Raw genomic sequence first — 18,881 nt, forward strand, 5'->3', positions numbered from 1 at the left:
ATCATGGCTTTCAACATGCGCAACCGCAGCCTGCTGTCGCTGATGCACCACACCACCCGCGAGCTGCACTACCTGCTGGACCTGTCCCGCGACCTCAAGCGCGCCAAATACACCGGCACCGAGCGTCCGCACCTGCAAGGCAAGAACATCGCGCTGATCTTCGAAAAGACCTCGACCCGCACCCGCTGCGCGTTCGAAGTCGCCGCCCATGACCAGGGCGCCCACGTCACCTACATCGACCCGGTGTCGTCGCAGATCGGCCACAAGGAAAGCATGAAAGACACCGCCCGCGTGCTCGGGCGCATGTTTGATGCGATCGAGTACCGTGGCTTCGAGCAGGAAATCGTCGAAGAGCTGGCCAAGTTCGCCGGCGTGCCGGTGTTCAACGGCCTCACCGCCGAATTCCACCCGACCCAAATGATCGCCGACACCCTGACCATGCGCGAGCACAGCGACAAGCCGCTGCATGACATCAGCTACGCCTACCTGGGGGATGCGCGCTACAACATGGGCAATTCGCTGCTGATGATCGGCGCCAAGCTGGGCATGGACGTGCGCATCGGCGCACCCAAAGCGCTGTGGCCGCACGCGGACTTCATCAAGCAATGCCAGGCGTTTGCCGAAGAAAGCGGCGCACGCATCACCATCACCGAAGACCCGAAGGAAGCAGTGAAAGGCGTGGACTTCATCCACACCGATATCTGGGTGTCCATGGGCGAGCCGGTGGAAGCGTGGGACGAGCGCATCGAGCAACTGCTGCCGTACCAGGTCAACGCCAAGATGATGAAAGCCTCGGGCAACCCACGGGTGAAATTCATGCACTGCCTGCCGGCGTTCCACAACAGCGAAACCAAGGTGGGCAAGGACATCGCCGCGCGGTATCCAAACCTGGCCAATGGCGTGGAAGTGACCGAAGAGGTGTTTGAGTCGCCGGCCAACATCGCGTTCGAGCAGGCGGAAAACCGCATGCATACCATCAAGGCGATTCTGGTGTCGGCACTCGCAGATATCTAAAAAATGTGGGAGGGGGCTTGCCCCCGATAGCGGTACATCAGTAATAAAAGTGCTGGCTGAAACACCGCAATCGGGGGCAAGCCCCCTCCCACACTAACCGCGTTCACAACGATGAATTTCAGAAGGACATTTTGTATGCGCATCGTCGTAGCCCTGGGCGGCAACGCCCTGCTCCGCCGTGGTGAACCCATGACCGCGGACAACCAACGCGCCAATATCCGCATCGCCACCGAACAGATCGCCAAGATCCATGCCGGCAACGAGCTGGTGATCGCCCACGGCAATGGCCCGCAAGTCGGCCTGCTGTCGTTGCAGGCAGCGGCCTACATCCAGGTCTCGCCATACCCGCTGGACGTGCTCGGCGCCGAAACCGAAGGCATGATCGGCTACATCATCGAACAGGAACTGGGCAACCTGCTGGACTTCGAAGTGCCCTTCGCTACCCTGCTCACCCAAGTGGAAGTGGACGCCAAGGACCCCGCCTTCAAGAACCCGACCAAGCCCATCGGCCCGGTGTATTCCAAGGCCGAAGCGGAGAAACTCGCCGCCGAAAAAGGCTGGGCCATTGCGCCGGATGGTGACAAGTACCGTCGCGTGGTCGCCAGCCCACGGCCCAAACGCATCTTTGAAATCCGCCCGATCAAGTGGCTGCTGGAAAAAAGCGCCATCGTCATCTGCGCCGGCGGCGGTGGCATCCCGACGATGTATGGGGAAGACGGCAAGCTGCGCGGGATTGAGGCCGTGATCGACAAAGACTTGTGTTCTTCGTTGCTGGCCTCGCAACTGGAGGCCGATCTGCTGGTGATCGCCACCGACGTCAACGCGGCCTTCATCGACTACGGCAAGCCTACCCAGAAGGCCATCGGCCAGGCCCACCCCGACGAAATGGAAAAGCTCGGCTTCGCCGCCGGTTCCATGGGGCCCAAGGTCCAAGCGGCCTGCGAGTTCGCCCGCAAGACTGGCAAAACCGCCGTCATCGGTTCACTCTCGGACATCGAAGCCATCGTCCAGGGCAGTGCCGGTACACGCATCAGTACGGCAACACCTGGCATCACCTATCTGTGAAGTAGAGGAGAGACGCCTATGGCCACCTTTGAACCCGGTCACTTGCATGTTGAACGTCACGCGCTGAATGCTCAGGACTACAGCTACAACCTGTGCATCGACTACGAAGTCAGCCAGGACCCAAAGGAAGGCAAGGGCATGCTGTTCAAGCTGCATGGCTCGGTGCAGGGCAAGGACCTCAAGGAAGAGTTCTTCCTGCCCAAGGACCAGGCATTCGACTTTGCGCGGCATGCGATGAACATCGCGCAGAAGTATGGGATGCCTAAGGTCGCGGTGTTGAATGGCTCGATGCACAAGCAGTACGACCTGATGTTCGAGGATGTGCGGCATCAACTGGATGTGAAGGCCGGGGACCCGATCAAACCCGAGCACTTGGAATAACGGTCACAACTCAGCTTCAACGGTGGGAGGGGGCTTGCCCCTCCCACATTTTGATCTCCACCCTCTGCAAGGCATACTTGCCGCCTCTCGCTCCCTAGAATCGTTAGCGCCCCATGCGTATCCACGTCAGCTTCATCGACCGCGTCGGCATCACCCAGGAAGTCCTGGCCCTGCTCGGTGGGCGCAATCTCAACCTGGATGCGGTGGAGATGGTGCCACCCAACGTCTACATCGACGCACCGACCCTCAGCGCCGAGGTGCTCGAAGAGCTGCGCGATGCGCTGTTCAGCGTGCACGGCGTGCAGGCGGTGACCGTGGTGGACATCCTCCCCGGCCAACGCCGCCACCTGCAACTCGACGCCCTGCTGGCCGCCATGACCGACCCGGTGCTGGCGCTGGACAGCGCGGGCAAGATCCTGCTGGCCAACCCGGCGCTGATCGCCCTGTACGGCCGCGAACCGGCCGGCGAAAGCATCAGCGAGCTGTTTAATGACCCGGCGCTGCTCGACACCTTGCTGGAACACGGCTTTCGCTTGCCGCTGCGCGAGATCAGCGTCAACGGCCAGACCCTGCTGCTGGACGCCACGCCGATCACCGACGCGGGCGCCTTGCTCACCCTGTATCAACCCAACCGCATCGGCGAACAACTGTCGGCGCTGCACCATGACCATGCCGAAGGGTTTGATGCGCTGCTTGGCGAGTCCCCGGTGATCCGCACCCTCAAGGCGCGTGCGCAGCGGGTGGCGGCGCTGGATGCGCCGCTGTTGATCCAGGGCGAGACGGGCACCGGCAAAGAACTGGTGGCGCGTGCCTGCCACGCCATCAGTGCCCGCCACAGTGCGCCGTTCCTGGCCTTGAACTGCGCGGCGCTGCCGGAAAACCTCGCCGAAAGCGAACTGTTCGGCTATGCGCCCGGCGCCTTTACCGGCGCGCAACGCGGTGGCAAGCCAGGCCTGATGGAACTGGCTAACCAGGGCACGGTGTTCCTCGATGAAATCGGCGAGATGTCGCCGTACCTGCAGGCCAAGCTGCTGCGTTTTCTCAATGACGGCAGCTTCCGACGCGTTGGCGGCGACCGTGAAGTGAAGGTCAATGTGCGCATCCTCAGCGCCACCCACCGCGACCTGGAGAAGATGGTCAGCGAAGGCACCTTCCGCGAAGACCTGTTCTACCGCCTCAACGTGCTCAACGTCGAAGTGCCGCCCCTGCGTGCACGCGGCCAGGACATCCTGCTGCTCGCCCGCTATTTCATGCAGCAGGCCTGTGCGCAGATCCAGCGTCCGGTTTGCCGCCTGGCGCCCGGCACTTACCCGGCGCTGCTGGGCAACCGCTGGCCAGGCAACGTGCGGCAGTTGCAGAACGTGATCTTCCGCGCCGCCGCCATCTGCGAAAGCAGCCTGGTGGATATCGGCGACCTCGACATCGCCGGCACCTCGGTGGCGCGCCAGAGCGACGGCGAAATCGACAGCCTGGAACAGGCGGTGGAAGACTTCGAGCGCAACCTGCTGGAAACGCTCTACACCAGCTACCCCTCGACTCGACAACTGGCCAGCCGGTTGCAGACGTCCCATACGGCGATTGCCCATCGTCTGCGCAAGTACGGCATTCCCAACAAGCCTTGAGTGACATGGTTAAAAATGTCGGAGCGCATTGCAAATGTTGGTCTGAGAACGACATCCAGTGTACTGAAAGCGCTACAGCGTAACGATATCGCTACAACCCTGTTTTTTGCGCGCCATGCAAGGCTTTGATCCACATAGGCTTTTTTTCACAGGCCCAACTGTAGCGAAATCGCTACAGGCAAAATGCATATCGTCATAACCAATTCTATCAAGTCATTGATTTATATAGGCTTAATGACGTTGGCCGCGATATTGCTAAGCAACTCCCCATTATTCCAATCCCGTCCACCAGACGAATCTGGCCCTGAGGAGTTTCCATGAGCGAGTTGCGTTTCACTGAAGATCACGAATGGCTGCGCGCCGAAGCTGACGGCAGCGTCACCGTGGGTATCACCGCTTTCGCGCAGAACGCGCTGGGTGATGTGGTTTTCGTGCAACTGCCGGAGTTGCAGGCCTACGACAAGGGCGCCGAAGCGTCCACCGTGGAATCGGTCAAGGCCGCCAGCGGCGTGTACATGCCTCTGGACGGGGAAGTCCTCGAAGTGAACGACAAGCTCGACGGCAGCCCGGAGTTGGTCAACGAAGACCCGATGGGCGAAGGTTGGTTCTTCCGCTTTAAACCGGCCGATGCCGGGGCAGTCGCTAAACTGTTGGATCAGGACGCGTACGATCGCCTGATCAAAGCCAACGCTGAAGCTTGAGGAGCGCGCCATGACCGTTAATCTCACCACCGCCAACGAATTCATCGCCCGCCACATCGGCCCGCGCCAGGAAGATGAGCAGCAGATGCTCGCCAGCCTGGGTTTTGACTCCCTGGAAGCCCTGAGCGCCAGCGTGATCCCGGAAAGCATCAAGGGCACCAGCGTGCTCGGCCTGGAAGACGGCCTGAGCGAAGCCGAAGCCCTGGCCAAGATCAAGGCCATCGCCGGCAAGAACCAACTGTTCAAGACCTACATCGGCCAGGGCTACTACAACTGCCACACGCCGTCGCCAATCCTGCGCAACCTCCTGGAAAACCCGGCCTGGTACACCGCCTACACCCCGTACCAACCCGAGATTTCCCAAGGCCGCCTGGAAGCGCTGCTGAACTTCCAGACCCTGATCAGCGACCTCACCGGCCTGCCGATCGCCAACGCCTCCCTGCTCGACGAAGCCACCGCCGCCGCCGAAGCCATGACCTTCTGCAAGCGTCTGAGCAAGAACAAGGGCAGCAACGCCTTCTTCGCCTCGATCCACAGTCACCCGCAGACCCTCGACGTGCTGCGCACCCGTGCCGAGCCGCTGGGCATCGACGTGGTGGTGGGCGATGAGCGCGAACTGAGCGACGTCAGCCCATTCTTCGGCGCCCTGCTGCAATACCCGGCCAGCAACGGTGACGTGTTCGACTACCGCGAACTGACGGAGCGCTTCCACGCCGCCAATGCCCTGGTGGCCGTGGCCGCCGACCTGCTGGCCCTGACCCTGCTGACCCCGCCGGGTGAGTTCGGCGCCGACGTGGCCATCGGCAGCGCGCAACGCTTCGGCGTGCCGCTGGGCTTTGGTGGCCCGCACGCGGCGTACTTCTCCACCAAGGATGCGTTCAAGCGCGACATGCCGGGCCGTCTGGTCGGCGTGTCCGTCGACCGTTTCGGCAAGCCGGCCCTGCGCCTGGCCATGCAGACCCGCGAGCAACATATCCGCCGCGAGAAAGCCACGTCGAACATCTGCACCGCCCAGGTATTGCTGGCCAACATCGCCAGCATGTACGCCGTGTACCACGGCCCCAAGGGCCTGACCCAGATCGCCCGACGTGTGCACCAGTTGACCGCGATCCTGGCCAAGGGCCTGACTGCCCTGGGCCAGAACGTCGAGCAAACCCACTTCTTCGACACCATTACCCTGAACACCGGCGCCAACACTGCCGCCCTGCACGAAAAGGCCCGTGCCCAGAGCATCAACCTGCGCGTCGTGGACGGCGAGCATCTTGGTGTGTCGGTGGACGAAACCACCACCCAGGCCGATATCGAAACCCTGTGGGCGATCTTCGCCGACGGCAAGGCCCTGCCGGACTTCGCTGCCAAGGTTGAAAGCACCCTGCCGACCGCCCTGCTGCGTCAGTCGCCTGTGCTCAGCCACCCGGTATTCAACCGCTACCACTCCGAAACCGAGCTGATGCGCTACCTGCGCAAACTGGCCGACAAGGACCTGGCGCTGGACCGCACCATGATCCCGCTGGGCTCGTGCACCATGAAGCTCAACGCCGCCAGCGAAATGATCCCGGTGACCTGGGCCGAGTTCGGTGCCCTGCACCCGTTCGCCCCGGCCGAACAAAGCGCCGGCTACCTGCAACTGACGTCCGAACTGGAAGCGATGCTCTGCGCGGCTACCGGCTACGACGCGATCTCGTTGCAACCGAACGCCGGTTCCCAGGGTGAGTACGCCGGCCTCCTGGCCATCCGTGCCTACCACCAGAGCCGTGGCGAAGAACGCCGCGACATCTGCCTGATCCCGTCGTCAGCCCACGGCACCAACCCGGCAACCGCCAACATGGCCGGCATGCGCGTGGTCGTCACCGCGTGCGACGCCCGTGGCAACGTCGACATCGAAGACCTGCGCGCCAAGGCCATCGAGCACCGCGAGCACCTCGCCGCGCTGATGATCACCTACCCATCGACCCACGGTGTGTTCGAAGAAGGCATCCGCGAAATCTGCGGCATCATTCACGACAACGGCGGCCAGGTGTACATCGACGGCGCCAACATGAACGCCATGGTTGGCCTGTGCGCCCCAGGCAAGTTCGGTGGCGACGTGTCCCACCTGAACCTGCACAAGACCTTCTGCATCCCCCACGGCGGTGGCGGCCCGGGCGTCGGTCCGATTGGCGTCAAGTCGCACCTCACACCGTTCCTGCCTGGCCACGCGGCCCTGGAACGCAAGGAAGGCGCGGTGTGCGCCGCGCCGTTCGGCAGCGCAAGCATCCTCCCGATCACCTGGATGTACATCAGCATGATGGGCGGTGCGGGCCTCAAGCGCGCTTCGCAATTGGCGATCCTGAATGCCAACTACATTTCCCGGCGCCTGGAAGAGCACTACCCGGTGCTGTACACCGGCAGCAACGGCCTGGTAGCCCACGAATGCATCCTGGATTTGCGCCCGCTGAAGGACAGCAGCGGCATCAGCGTGGATGACGTGGCCAAGCGCCTGATCGACTTCGGCTTCCATGCGCCGACCATGTCGTTCCCAGTGGCCGGCACCTTGATGATCGAGCCGACCGAAAGCGAATCCAAGGAGGAACTGGACCGTTTCTGCAACGCCATGATCGCCATCCGCGAAGAAATCCGCGCAGTGGAGAACGGCACGCTGGACAAGGACGACAACCCGCTGAAAAACGCACCCCACACCGCAGCTGAACTAGTAAGTGAGTGGACCCACCCCTACACCCGCGAACAGGCGGTGTATCCAGTGCCATCGTTGATCGAAGGCAAGTACTGGCCGCCGGTGGGGCGTGTCGACAACGTGTTTGGTGACCGTAATCTGGTGTGTGCGTGCCCGTCGATCGAGAGCTACGCATAACCAAAGGATGCATTGGGTACAAATGTGGGAGGGGGCTTGCCCCCGAATGCGGTGCATCAGCCACAGATAAGCTGACTGACACACCGTCATCGGGGGCAAGCCCCCTCCCACACTAGATCGAGTCAACTTTCAGAAAATAATAAGAAACCGGAGAACAACCATGTCCCTTAGCGTGTTCGACCTGTTCAAGATTGGCATTGGCCCCTCCAGCTCCCACACCGTCGGCCCGATGCGTGCGGCCGCTCGATTCGTCGAGGGTCTCAAGCGTGACCACCTGCTGGGCGCCACCACCTGCGTCAAGGTGGAACTCTATGGGTCGCTGGGCGCCACCGGCAAAGGCCACGGCAGCGACAAAGCCGTACTGCTGGGCCTGGAAGGCGAACACCCGGACACCGTGAATACCGAAACCGTGGCAACACGCCTGGCGCAGATGCGCAAGGACGGCCACCTGAACCTGCTCGGTGAACACCGCATTGCGTTCAACGAGAAAGAACACCTGGCGATGATTCGCAAACCCCTCGCCTACCATCCCAACGGCATGATTTTTCGTGCCTTCGACGCCGCCCACATCCAGATCCGCAGCCGCGAGTACTACTCGGTCGGCGGTGGTTTTGTGGTGGACGAAGACGCCGCCGGCGCCGACCGGATTGTCGAAGACGCCACGCCCCTGACCTTCCCGTTCAAGCACGCCAAGGACTTGCTGAGCCATTGCACCACTTACGGGCTGTCCATCAGCCAGGTGATGCTGACCAATGAAAGCGCCTGGCGCCAGGAAGCGGAAACCCGCGCCGGTTTGCTGAAAATCTGGCAGGTGATGCAGGACTGCGTGGACGCCGGTTGTCGCAACGAAGGGATCCTGCCCGGTGGATTGAAGGTCAAGCGACGCGCGGCGGCCCTGCATCGCCAGCTGTGCAAGAACCCGGAGTCGGCGTTGCGCGACCCGCTGTCGGTGCTCGATTGGGTCAACCTCTACGCCCTGGCGGTCAACGAAGAAAACGCCAACGGCGGGCGCGTGGTCACGGCGCCCACCAATGGTGCGGCCGGGATCGTGCCGGCGGTGCTGCATTACTACATGCGTTTTATCCCTGGCGCGAATGAGGACGGCGTAGTGCGCTTCCTGCTCACCGCGGCCGCCATCGGCATTCTGTACAAAGAAAACGCCTCGATCTCCGGCGCCGAAGTCGGCTGCCAGGGCGAGGTCGGCGTGGCCTGTTCCATGGCCGCCGGTGCGTTGTGCGAAGTATTGGGCGGCAGCGTGTCCCAGGTGGAAAACGCCGCCGAAATCGGCATGGAGCACAACCTCGGCTTGACCTGCGACCCGATCGGCGGACTGGTGCAGGTGCCCTGCATCGAGCGTAACGCCATGGGCTCGGTCAAGGCGATCAACGCAGTGCGCATGGCCTTGCGCGGCGATGGGCAGCACTTTGTGTCCCTCGACAAGGTCATCCGCACCATGCGCCAGACCGGCGCCGACATGAAAAGCAAATACAAGGAAACCGCCCGTGGCGGTTTGGCGGTCAACATTATCGAGTGCTGACGCCTAAAAGCGCGCCAGCACGTTTTTCAGGAGCTGAATATGTCCACCGAAACCCTGTTGAAAACCCCTCTGCACGCCCTGCACCTCGAACTGGGCGCACGCATGGTGCCCTTCGCCGGCTACGACATGCCAGTGCAATACCCGCTGGGCGTGATGAAGGAACACCTGCACGCACGTGATCAAGCCGGCTTGTTCGATGTGTCCCACATGGGCCAGATCCGCCTCACCGGCGCCAACGCCGCCAAGGCCCTGGAAACCCTGGTGCCGGTCGACATCATCGATCTGCCGGTGGGCATGCAGCGTTACGCGATGTTCACCAATGACCAGGGCGGCATTCTCGATGACCTGATGGTGGCGAACCTGGGTAACGACGAACTGTTCCTGGTGGTCAATGCGGCCTGCAAGGACCAGGACCTGGCGCACCTGCGCCAGCATATCGGCGACCAGTGCACCATCGAGCCGCTGTTCGAAGAGCGTGCATTGCTGGCGCTGCAGGGCCCGGCGGCAGTCAAGGTACTGGCGCGCCTGGCACCGGAAGTGACCAAGATGACCTTCATGCAATTCGCTTCCCTGCGCCTGCTGGGCGTGGACTGCTATGTCAGCCGTTCGGGCTACACCGGTGAGGACGGCTTCGAAATCTCCGTGCCTGCCGCCAACGCGGAAAGCCTGGCGCGCAGCCTGCTGGCCGAGACCGAAGTACAGGCCATCGGCCTGGGCGCCCGCGACTCGTTGCGCCTGGAAGCCGGCCTGTGCCTCTACGGCCACGACATGAACACCGACACCACCCCCATCGAGGCCAGCCTGTTGTGGGCTATCTCGAAGGCCCGCCGTGCCGACGGTGCGCGTGCCGGTGGCTTTCCCGGTGCCGACACCATCTTCACCCAGCAGCAAGCCGGCGTGAGCCGCAAACGTGTAGGCCTGCTGCCACAGGAGCGTACGCCCGTGCGTGAAGGCGCGGAAATTGTCGACGCAGACGGCACCGTGATCGGCAGCGTGTGCAGCGGCGGTTTCGGCCCGACCCTCGGCGGCCCGCTGGCCATGGGTTACCTGGACAGCGCATTCATCGCACTGGATACCGAAGTCTCTGCGTTGGTGCGTGGGAAAAAGGTGCCACTTCGTGTAAGTAAAATGCCATTTGTGCCACAACGTTACTATCGTGGCTGATTGACTGTTTCTATAAGTAACGCGATTGCGTTAACGTGCACTAATCTGTAACGCAATCGCCATAAAACAGTGCACTTCCGATAGTCTTTTATAGAGGGATCAACCTATAACAAGTGACCAACTCTATCGAATAAGTCAGTTCCACACTGTTCAACAAAGTGTCATGAGCCCCAGCAAAACCTGGGCTTTTGGCAGGGCTTGTTTTTTCTCTATTAGTTGGCGTAGAGTTTGCCCACTGTGTTTGCATGGGTCGCTTGGAACCTGGACCTGGGCAGTAGCTGAAGAAGTCCGCTACAACCCGTTCGACGTCTCTTACTTTCCTGCAACCCAGCCCAGTACTCTTTCATGCGAAAGGGGCTGTCATTAATTTTTAGCGTCAAGGAAATAAGAAAATGGCTGAACGTCAGAGCGGTACCGTCAAGTGGTTTAACGACGAGAAAGGGTTTGGTTTTATCACTCCAGAAAGCGGTCCGGATCTGTTCGTGCATTTCCGCGCTATTCAGGGCAACGGCTTCAAGAGCCTGAAAGAAGGCCAGAAAGTGACATTCGTTGCTGTGCAAGGCCAGAAAGGCATGCAGGCTGACGAAGTACTGGCAGAAAACCACTGAGTTCTTCTGCGACAAAAAGCCCCTGATGGTGACATCAGGGGCTTTTTTATGTGCATTTGCTCGTAAAATGGCTTTTTTTCATAAGAGAGCCCTGCCATGTCGAAACCCCTGCTGAGCCCCCAAGGCGAATTCCCCGCCGTTGGCCTGGGCCGTCGCCTGGCAGCGATGTTCTATGATTTCCTGCTATGCACCGCACTGCTGATCGTCACAGCGTTTATCTACAAGCTGATCTGGATCGCGTTTGTCGGTGAAGCCAGGATGCGCACCCTCACCGAATCCGGCGCGCTGGATGGCGACCCGTTGTTATCGACGATTCTGTTGTTTGTGCTGTTTGGCTTTTTCGCCAAGTTCTGGACCCATTCCGGGCAGACCCTGGGCATGCAGGTGTGGGGCGTACGCGTACAGAACGCTGACGGCTCGCGGATCAGCCTGTGGCAGGCGCTGTTGCGCTTCGTGGTGTCGATTGCGTCGTGGTTGTGCGTGGGGCTGGGGTTTATCTGGTCGCTGTTTGATAAGCGCAAACGCAGCTGGCATGACATCTATTCCGACAGCCAGCTGGTGCGTATCCCCAAGCAGAAGAAGTAGCCTTCTACCTATTGGATATCAAAATGTGGGAGGGGGCTTGCCCCCGATAGCAGTGTGTCAGTCACAGGTGTATTAACTGATCCACTGCTATCGGGGGCAAGCCCCCTCCCACATTTTTTACCGCGTTCGACTATGCGTTACCGGCCCGCTTCAGCCGCGCCGCCTGGGTGAAATCCAACATGCGCTTGAGCGGGCGTACTGCCTGCGGGATTACCGACGGTTCGACGAATATCTCGTTACTGCCCTCACGCAGACACTGCAACGTGCGCTCCAGCGTGTTCATCGCCATCCACGGGCAGTGCGCGCAACTACGGCACGCCGCGCCGTTACCGGCGGTAGGCGCTTCGACGAAGACCTTGTCCGGGCACAGCTGCTGCATCTTGTAAAAGATGCCGCGGTCGGTGGCGACGATAAACGTCTTGTTCGGCAGGCGCTGGGCCGCGGCAATCAGCTGGCTGGTAGAACCCACGGCATCCGCCAGTTCGATCACCGAGGTCGGCGACTCCGGATGCACCAGAATGGCTGCATCCGGGTAAAGCGCCTTCATGTCTTCCAACTGCTTGGATTTGAATTCTTCGTGGACGATGCAGGCACCGTCCCACAGCAACATATCGGCACCGGTCTGGCGCTGGATGTATGTGCCCAGGTGCTTGTCTGGCCCCCAGATGATTGTCTCGCCGTTGTCCATCAGGCTTTCGACGATTTCCAGCGCGCAGCTTGACGTCACCACCCAATCCGCCCGGGCTTTGACCGCCGCCGAGGTGTTGGCATACACCACCACGGTGCGTTCGGGATGCTGGTCGCAGAACGCCGAAAACTCATCGACTGGGCAGCCCAGGTCCAGGGAGCAGGTGGCTTCCAGGGTGGGCATGAGGATGCGCTTTTCAGGCGTGAGGATCTTGGCAGTCTCGCCCATGAAACGTACGCCAGCGACCAAGACTGTCTTGGCCGGGTGAGCGGCGCCGAAGCGGGCCATTTCCAAGGAGTCGGAGACACAGCCACCGGTTTCTTCGGCCAGGGCCTGGATAACCGGATCACAGTAGAAGTGGGCAACCAGCACCGCATCCTGAGCCTTGAGCTCGGCGGCGATGGCAGTGCGCAGGCTCGCCTCTTCATCGGCGCTGAGGGCCTTGGGCTGCTTGGCGTCGAGGTGGGCTTGAACCAGAAGGCGTTCGGAAATTTGCGTCATGTTCGCAAGACCTGCAGGCGCAGTTGCGCGAAAGTCGAGTGTACCACCGGCTCTGGAGCCCTTCGGGCACCGCCGGACGAAGTGATTGTGTTCATCAAGCACGGGTTAAGGTGAAGCTCGGCAAGGCTACAGAATATCGAATGGTTTCAAAAGCCTAATCTGGTACTCGCCTGCGCCTTCGTGGAGCAAAAAAAAGGAAACCCCGCTTGGGGTTTCCTGCGTTTACCGCCGGTTGTTCATCAAAAACGGTAAGTCACCGAACCACCAAACCCGTTGGCGCTGTTTTCATACTTCGCATCGTAGGTCAGGCCAACCTGGGAAAGGTTCTGCCGCACCTTGATCGGCTCTTCCTTGAGGTAGGAATACGCCACATCGAAGGTCAGGTTATCGACGGGCGTCCAGCCGGCACCCAGGCTGAAAACGGTGCGGTCCCCCGTGGGAATCCGCACGGAGCGGTCGGTGTTGTTGGTAGGCGTCTGGTCCACCGAGAGACCGGTCCGCAGTACGAGTTCTTTGTTGACCCGATAGGCCGCACCGATCGCGTGAGACCAGGTGTCATGCCAGTGCTGCTGCTCTGTGATGGCGCCCAGGCCACCGAATTGAGCAGTGAGGTCGGAGACTCCATCGTTATTGATGGTGATCTTTTTCAACTGACTCCAGCGGGTATAGGTGCTGCCAAGGTACAAGGTCCAGTCGTCATTCAGTTGATGGGTTACCGAGAAATCCACCGATGACGGCGTGGTCACGTCCAGGCTGGCGTCATACTTCTGCGGCCCACCGTCGAAGGCATCGGAAATCAAGCCGGAGGCATGGGTCTTGCCGCTGAGGTGGTAGACCACCTGCGAGTGGTAGGTCACACCGATGCGCGTGCTCTCAAGAGGCTGCACCAGGAGACCGGCGTTGAACCCGGTAGCGTTGTCGTCACCTTTGACTTTCACACTTTCGCCGGCGCCGCCACCCAGCGGCACATTGGAATCCAGCTCGCCACTGATGCGGTTGAAGGTCGGGCCAAAGCCCACCGACACTTTATCGTTGAAGGCATAGCTGACCGTCGGTTGCACGGTGATGACCTGGACCTTGCTCTTGTTGCCAAAGCCATTGCCCTGGAAGCTGTGTTCATAGTCGGTCACCAGGCCGAACGGCGCGTAGATGCCCAGGCCGAATGCCCAGTGCTCATCAATGGGCGTGACCAGGTAGCCCATCGGCACGGCAATGCCGGGCACCATATCGCCCTTGTTGGTGCCTGGGTTGTCGGCACCGAACTGCGAGGAACTGGCGTCCTTGATGTTGGATTTGGCATCGAGGTAAGTCGCACCGAGGCTGACTTCATTCTGCTTCAGACGCGACATGCCGGCGGGGTTGCCGAACACCGTGCTGGCGTCTTCGGCCGAGGAGGAACGACCGGCGTAGCCCGTACCCATTGAACTGATGCTTTGTTCATTGAGCGCGAAACCACCGGCGAACAACGGGGTTGAGGCAAGGGAAACGGCAAGCGCCAAGGCGCCTTTAAGAGTTTTGTTATTCATTATTAGGACTCGAATTATGGGGCAGCGATGGGGAAGCTACCAACGTTCGAGCGAGGGGTTTATGAAGAGTTTTTCATGCACTGAATTGTCGGACAATTCTATGCATTTCAATGACTTTGGCTGTTTTTTCGTTTCCAGCAATGACCTTTTAACCCGAATCTGACCAGCCGGTTTTAACCACGGATTGGCTATGGCTCAGATATAAAAAACCCCAAGCGCTTCATACGCTTGGGGCATTCGGTGTGTTCAAACAGGCAAAAAAAAACCCGGAAATCCTCACTTGCGTGGGCCTTCCGGATTTTCTAAACCGCCAAAAATGGTGGGTCGTGTGGGATTCGAACCTACGACCAATTGGTTAAAAGCCAACTGCTCTACCAACTGAGCTAACGACCCGCTGTGTGGTGGCGCGTATAATACTGATTTCTAAGGATTATTCAACACCTTATTTGAAATAAATCAGAAATAACGCGTTGGGTCAGTAATTCCGGCGGCTTGGAAGCCTTCTGCACGCAGTCGGCAGCTGTCGCATTTCCCACAAGCACGGCCGTCATCGTCTGCCTGGTAGCAGGAAACCGTCAGCGAATAATCGACGCCAAGTCCTACACCTGCTTTCACGATATCGGCCTTGCTGAGGTTTTGCAGCGGCGCCAGGATACGGAAGCCCTGCCCTTCTACACCGGCCTTTGTCGCCAGGTTGGCCATGCGCTCGAATGACTCGACGAATTCTGGGCGGCAGTCCGGGTAGCCGGAATAATCCACCGCATTGACTCCGATAAAGATATCGCGGGCGTTGAGCACTTCTGCCCAGCCCAGGGCGAGGGACAGGAACACGGTATTACGCGCTGGCACGTAAGTCACCGGGATGCCTTCGCCGGCGGTTTCCGGCACATCGATGCTGCTGTCAGTGAGGGCCGAGCCGCCGATGCCATTGAGGTTCAAACCGATAACCTTGTGCTCGACCACCCCCATGTCACGGGCAACGCGGGCAGCAGCGTTCAGCTCGGCGCGATGGCGCTGGCCGTAGTCGAAACTCATGGTGTAGCAGGCATAACCTTCAGCTTGCGCCATCGCCACCACGGTTGCCGAGTCCAGGCCACCGGACAGCAGGATTACCGCGCGTTTTTGATCAATCATTGGTTTAGTCATTTCAGCGTCCTGGCTCGTCGTTCCAAAGGTATTTATGCAGTTGCAATTGCAGACGGACTGGCAGGTTATCAGCCACCACCCAGTCGGCAAGGTCGCGCGCGTTCAGATCATGGTGGCTTGGCGAGAACAATACTTCGCCTGCGCGGCGATCAAGGCCGTACTGAATCAGCTTAGAGTTCGCCCAGTCGTAGTCATCGCGCGAACAGATAACGAACTTGACCTGATCGTTGGCCGTCAGCAATTCGATGTTCTCGTAGCGATTGCGGTGCGCTTCCTTGGAGCCGGGGGTCTTGAGATCCACCACGCGGCTTACACGCGGATCGACCGCCGAGATATCCAGCGCGCCACTGGTTTCCAGGGAGACCTCGTAACCGGCGTCACACAGCTGCTTGAGTAATGGGATGGCATTGGGCTGGGCCAGCGGCTCACCACCGGTCACGCAGACGTAGCGCGGCTTGTAGCCGGCGACCTGCTCCAGGATGTCATCGAGCGTGCGCACCGTACCGCCACTGAAGGCGTAGGCGCTGTCACAGTACTGGCAACGCAAGGGGCAACCGGTCAGGCGCACAAATACTGTGGGCAGGCCGGCCGTTCGCGTTTCACCCTGCAACGAGTAAAAAACTTCGGTAATACGTAATGTGTCTTGCATAGTCGCCACGGGCGTAACAGCTAAACAGGCTGTCCGCCTCCGTCAGGCACTTTAAGGGACCCCGCCAACGCGTAGACCCCAAAAAGCGTGTTTCATAAAAGGGCGTGGATTCTAACGAAAAAACCCGCGCCAGGCGCGGGTTTCTTCTAAACGGGCAAACGTCGCTTACAAGCGCTGCAGATCCCGTTGGGCCAACTGGGCAGCGGAAGTCCCCGGATACTGGGCCACCACCTGTTGCAGAATGCCTTTGACCTTGTCGGTATGACCCAGGCGGCGTTCTACGTCAGCGAGTTTGTACAGCGAGTCCGGCACCTTGGCGTGCTTGGGGTACAGCTGGCTGACCTTGGCAAATGCCTGGCCCGCGCCCTGTAGATCACCCTTTGCCAGGTTGACTTCACCTAACCAGTACTGGGCGTTGCCCGCGTATTGGCTGTTCGGGTATTTGCGCAGGAAAGCGGTAAAGGCCTGGCTGGCCTTGTCAAAATCCTTGGCTTTGATCAGGTCGAAGGCTGCATCGTAATACAGCTTTTCCTTCGCCGGATCACCCGGTTCGCTGCTCGCGGCAGGGGCTTGGCTGGCAGCCGCCCCTGCTGCTGCACCGGCAGCAGCGCTAGGCGCGCCACCGGCAGAAGAATTATCAGGAGTTGCGGCAGGTTGAACGCCGGCTCCAATACGTTGATCAAGATCCTTGTAACGCTCCAGGCCTTCTTGCTTGAGCTGGTTCACCTGGTTTTGCAGTACCTCAATAGCGCCTTGCTGCTGCGCGATTTGATCCTGCATGCGTTGCAGCTGGTTGAACAGTTCGCCCTGTGCCGAGGGAGCGGACGTAGCCGCTCCCCCCGCATAGGCGCCGTTCGTGCCATAACCCGCTGGCGGATAACTGCTCCCGCTATTGTTATAGCCAGAGTTGCTATCTTCCACAGGAACCGCAGCCCACACCGCAAGCGGTGCGAGGCTGAGAGCCAATACAGTCAGAGCACGACGGCACGTTCGCATGACGAATTACTTACGCAGTTCGACGCGACGGTTTTGAGCCCAGGACTGCTCGTCGTGGCCAGTAGCAACTGGACGCTCTTTACCGTAGGAAACCAGTTCCAGTTGGCCTGGAGCAACACCTTGCAGTACCAGGTAGCGCTGAACGGCTTTCGCACGACGCTCGCCCAGTGCCATGTTGTACTCACGAGTACCACGTTCGTCAGTGTTACCTTCCAGAACAACGCGAGCGCCGTTAGCTTTCAGGTCCTTCGCGTGAACGTCCAGAGCGCGCATGGCTTCTGGTTTCAGGTCCGAACTGTCGTATTCGAAGTAGAAAGTGGTGATAGCGCGCAGAGCAGCTTCTTCGCTCAGGGAGCCGTCAACCGCACCAGTGTTAGCGCCGTAACCAGCGTTTGGATCAACAGCTGCGCCTTCACCGGCATTGTCGCCGCCTTTAGACGAGCAACCAACGGCTACGGACAGAGCCAGAGCCAGAGCAGCAAACTTACCAAACTTCAGCATTTCCATCGTGAAACTCCTAATGAACCCCAGTGTGTTAAGCAAATCTTTTTGTAGCGCCGCGTCAGTTCAGGTAAGGGGACCAGGATGGTTCTCTGACTTCGCCTTGTGCGGTAGGAAGTGGGAGCCTTACGCGTCCATTAATGGACACGAGCATCAAGACTCCCCGGCCCTGCTGGCGGGTGGCGTAGATTACCATGGTGCCGTTGGGCGCAACAGTGGCTGACTCATCAAGGTTGGTATCTGTAAGGATTTTTACGGTTCCACGCTGCAAATCCTGGGCCGCAACCCGGAAATTAGTGAAACCATCCTGACGGTGAATCATCACCAACGTCTTTTCATCAGCCGAAAGTTTAGGGTTGGCGTTGTAGTTACCGATAAAAGTAACCCGTTCTGCACCGCCACCATTCACGTTCGCCTTATAGACCTGTGGCTTGCCGCCTCGGTCAGAGGTGAAGTAGATGGTCGAACCATCCTTGCCCCAGAACGGTTCGGTATTGATACCCGGACCGCTGGTTGCACGAGTGATCTGGCGCGTGGCCATGTTCATCACGTAGATGTCCGGGTTGCCGTCTTTGGACAGCACGAACGCCAGGCGCGAACCATCCGGTGACCACGCTGGCGCACCGTTGAGGCCTTCGAAGTTGGTGATCTGCTCACGACGGCCAGTATCAATGTGCTGGACGAAGATACGCGGACGCTTCTGCTCGAAAGACACGTAGGCAATGCGCTTGCCGTCCGGCGCAAAACGCGGCGACAGGATTGGCTCACGGGATTGCAGCAAGGTTACAGCGCGCGCACCGTCGTAGTCCGAACGCTGCAAGGTGTAGCGAGTGTTGTCCACCGAGAAACGCTCAGCCGTTACGTACAGCAGGCGCGTCGAGAAAGCCCCCTTGATGCCGGTGAGCTTTTCAAACGACTGGTCCGAAATGTAGTGGGCCATGTCGCGGATCTGCTCGGCAGTGCCCGAGACGCTGCCGGTCAGGACCTGCTGCTCGGTCGCCACGTTGAACAAGGTGTAGGTGATTTGCAGGCGACCGCCGGCCGGCGTGATGTTGCCGACCATCAGGTACTGCGCACCCACCGCTTTCCAATCACGGAACACGACTTCGCTGGCCTGGTTTGGCTGGCTGATCATGTTGCCTTTTGGAATGGGCGCGTAGTAACCGGAGTTGCGCAGGTCGTCACTGACGATCTGGGCCATGTCGTCCGGCAGCACGCTGCCGCCCTGCCAGCCGAACGGTACTACCGCGATCGGGGTGGCCCGGTCGCTACCGCTGGTGACCAGGATGTTCTTTTCATCCGCCGCCGCTATCCCTGCCATACAGCAAATAACGACAAGCATTCCT

17 protein-coding genes and 1 tRNA gene are annotated in these 18,881 nt (G+C 59.9%); 10 read left to right on the plus strand and 8 right to left on the minus strand.

What is annotated here, in order from left to right:
- Positions 1 to 3: 3 nt before the first annotated feature.
- The 10 genes from M2497_RS25290 to M2497_RS25335 all read left to right on the plus strand — a co-directional run bounded on the left by M2497_RS25290 (position 4) and on the right by M2497_RS25335 (position 11,528).
- On the plus strand, positions 4 to 1,014 hold the full coding sequence (locus M2497_RS25290; protein ID WP_058423254.1) for an ornithine carbamoyltransferase: 1,011 nt from the start codon (positions 4 to 6) through the stop codon (positions 1,012 to 1,014).
- Positions 1,015 to 1,149: 135 nt separating this feature from the next.
- A complete protein-coding gene (arcC, locus tag M2497_RS25295; RefSeq protein ID WP_248484019.1) occupies positions 1,150 to 2,079 on the plus strand; it encodes a carbamate kinase in 930 nt (309 codons plus the stop codon).
- A gap of 18 nt (positions 2,080 to 2,097) precedes the next feature.
- The gene (locus M2497_RS25300) at positions 2,098 to 2,460 is read left to right on the plus strand and encodes a DUF5064 family protein (RefSeq protein WP_058423256.1); all 363 of its coding nucleotides are present in this window, start codon (positions 2,098 to 2,100) and stop codon (positions 2,458 to 2,460) included.
- Between the two features lie 113 nt (positions 2,461 to 2,573).
- The gene (locus M2497_RS25305) at positions 2,574 to 4,082 is read left to right on the plus strand and encodes a sigma-54-dependent transcriptional regulator (protein WP_095017427.1); all 1,509 of its coding nucleotides are present in this window, start codon (positions 2,574 to 2,576) and stop codon (positions 4,080 to 4,082) included.
- Positions 4,083 to 4,399: 317 nt separating this feature from the next.
- Complete coding sequence (gene gcvH, locus M2497_RS25310; RefSeq protein ID WP_010208126.1) at positions 4,400 to 4,783, plus strand: glycine cleavage system protein GcvH; 384 nt, start codon at positions 4,400 to 4,402, stop codon at positions 4,781 to 4,783.
- Between the two features lie 10 nt (positions 4,784 to 4,793).
- Positions 4,794 to 7,634: an aminomethyl-transferring glycine dehydrogenase gene (gene gcvP, locus M2497_RS25315; RefSeq protein WP_248484021.1), complete on the plus strand. Its 2,841-nt coding sequence runs from the start codon at positions 4,794 to 4,796 to the stop codon at positions 7,632 to 7,634.
- A gap of 160 nt (positions 7,635 to 7,794) precedes the next feature.
- Positions 7,795 to 9,171 carry an L-serine ammonia-lyase gene (locus M2497_RS25320; RefSeq protein ID WP_248484024.1) on the plus strand — a complete coding sequence of 459 codons (1,377 nt, stop codon included), beginning with the start codon at positions 7,795 to 7,797 and terminating at the stop codon, positions 9,169 to 9,171.
- Between the two features lie 39 nt (positions 9,172 to 9,210).
- Positions 9,211 to 10,335 (plus strand): glycine cleavage system aminomethyltransferase GcvT, encoded by a 1,125-nt coding sequence (gene gcvT, locus M2497_RS25325; RefSeq protein ID WP_248484026.1) that lies wholly within the window; start codon positions 9,211 to 9,213, stop codon positions 10,333 to 10,335.
- Positions 10,336 to 10,727: 392 nt separating this feature from the next.
- Positions 10,728 to 10,943 carry a cold-shock protein gene (locus tag M2497_RS25330; protein ID WP_248484028.1) on the plus strand — a complete coding sequence of 72 codons (216 nt, stop codon included), beginning with the start codon at positions 10,728 to 10,730 and terminating at the stop codon, positions 10,941 to 10,943.
- A gap of 96 nt (positions 10,944 to 11,039) precedes the next feature.
- Positions 11,040 to 11,528: an RDD family protein gene (locus tag M2497_RS25335; protein ID WP_071489399.1), complete on the plus strand. Its 489-nt coding sequence runs from the start codon at positions 11,040 to 11,042 to the stop codon at positions 11,526 to 11,528.
- A gap of 130 nt (positions 11,529 to 11,658) precedes the next feature.
- Here M2497_RS25335 and nadA read toward each other — a convergent pair whose 3' ends face one another.
- From nadA to tolB, 8 genes are all read right to left on the minus strand, one after another.
- Entirely contained in the window at positions 11,659 to 12,717 is a 1,059-nt protein-coding gene (gene nadA / locus M2497_RS25340) for a quinolinate synthase NadA (protein WP_248484030.1), read from the minus strand.
- A 239-nt stretch (positions 12,718 to 12,956) separates the two neighbouring features.
- Positions 12,957 to 14,243 (minus strand): outer membrane protein transport protein, encoded by a 1,287-nt coding sequence (locus M2497_RS25345; RefSeq protein WP_248484032.1) that lies wholly within the window; start codon positions 14,241 to 14,243, stop codon positions 12,957 to 12,959.
- Between the two features lie 317 nt (positions 14,244 to 14,560).
- Positions 14,561 to 14,636: transfer RNA gene (locus M2497_RS25350), tRNA-Lys, on the minus strand.
- Positions 14,637 to 14,699: 63 nt separating this feature from the next.
- Positions 14,700 to 15,374 (minus strand): 7-cyano-7-deazaguanine synthase QueC, encoded by a 675-nt coding sequence (gene queC, locus M2497_RS25355; RefSeq protein ID WP_248488256.1) that lies wholly within the window; start codon positions 15,372 to 15,374, stop codon positions 14,700 to 14,702.
- 16 nt (positions 15,375 to 15,390) lie between these two features.
- Entirely contained in the window at positions 15,391 to 16,038 is a 648-nt protein-coding gene (gene queE / locus M2497_RS25360) for a 7-carboxy-7-deazaguanine synthase QueE (protein ID WP_025854757.1), read from the minus strand.
- Positions 16,039 to 16,203: 165 nt separating this feature from the next.
- Entirely contained in the window at positions 16,204 to 17,034 is an 831-nt protein-coding gene (ybgF, locus tag M2497_RS25365; protein ID WP_058423266.1) for a tol-pal system protein YbgF, read from the minus strand.
- Between the two features lie 6 nt (positions 17,035 to 17,040).
- A complete protein-coding gene (gene pal, locus M2497_RS25370; RefSeq protein ID WP_003209827.1) occupies positions 17,041 to 17,541 on the minus strand; it encodes a peptidoglycan-associated lipoprotein Pal in 501 nt (166 codons plus the stop codon).
- Positions 17,542 to 17,596: 55 nt separating this feature from the next.
- Positions 17,597 to 18,877 (minus strand): Tol-Pal system beta propeller repeat protein TolB, encoded by a 1,281-nt coding sequence (gene tolB, locus M2497_RS25375; RefSeq protein WP_071496536.1) that lies wholly within the window; start codon positions 18,875 to 18,877, stop codon positions 17,597 to 17,599.
- Positions 18,878 to 18,881: the final 4 nt, after the last annotated feature.

It is taken from the genome of Pseudomonas sp. CYM-20-01 (assembly GCF_023169845.1).
Lineage (GTDB): Bacteria > Pseudomonadota > Gammaproteobacteria > Pseudomonadales > Pseudomonadaceae > Aquipseudomonas > Aquipseudomonas azotoformans.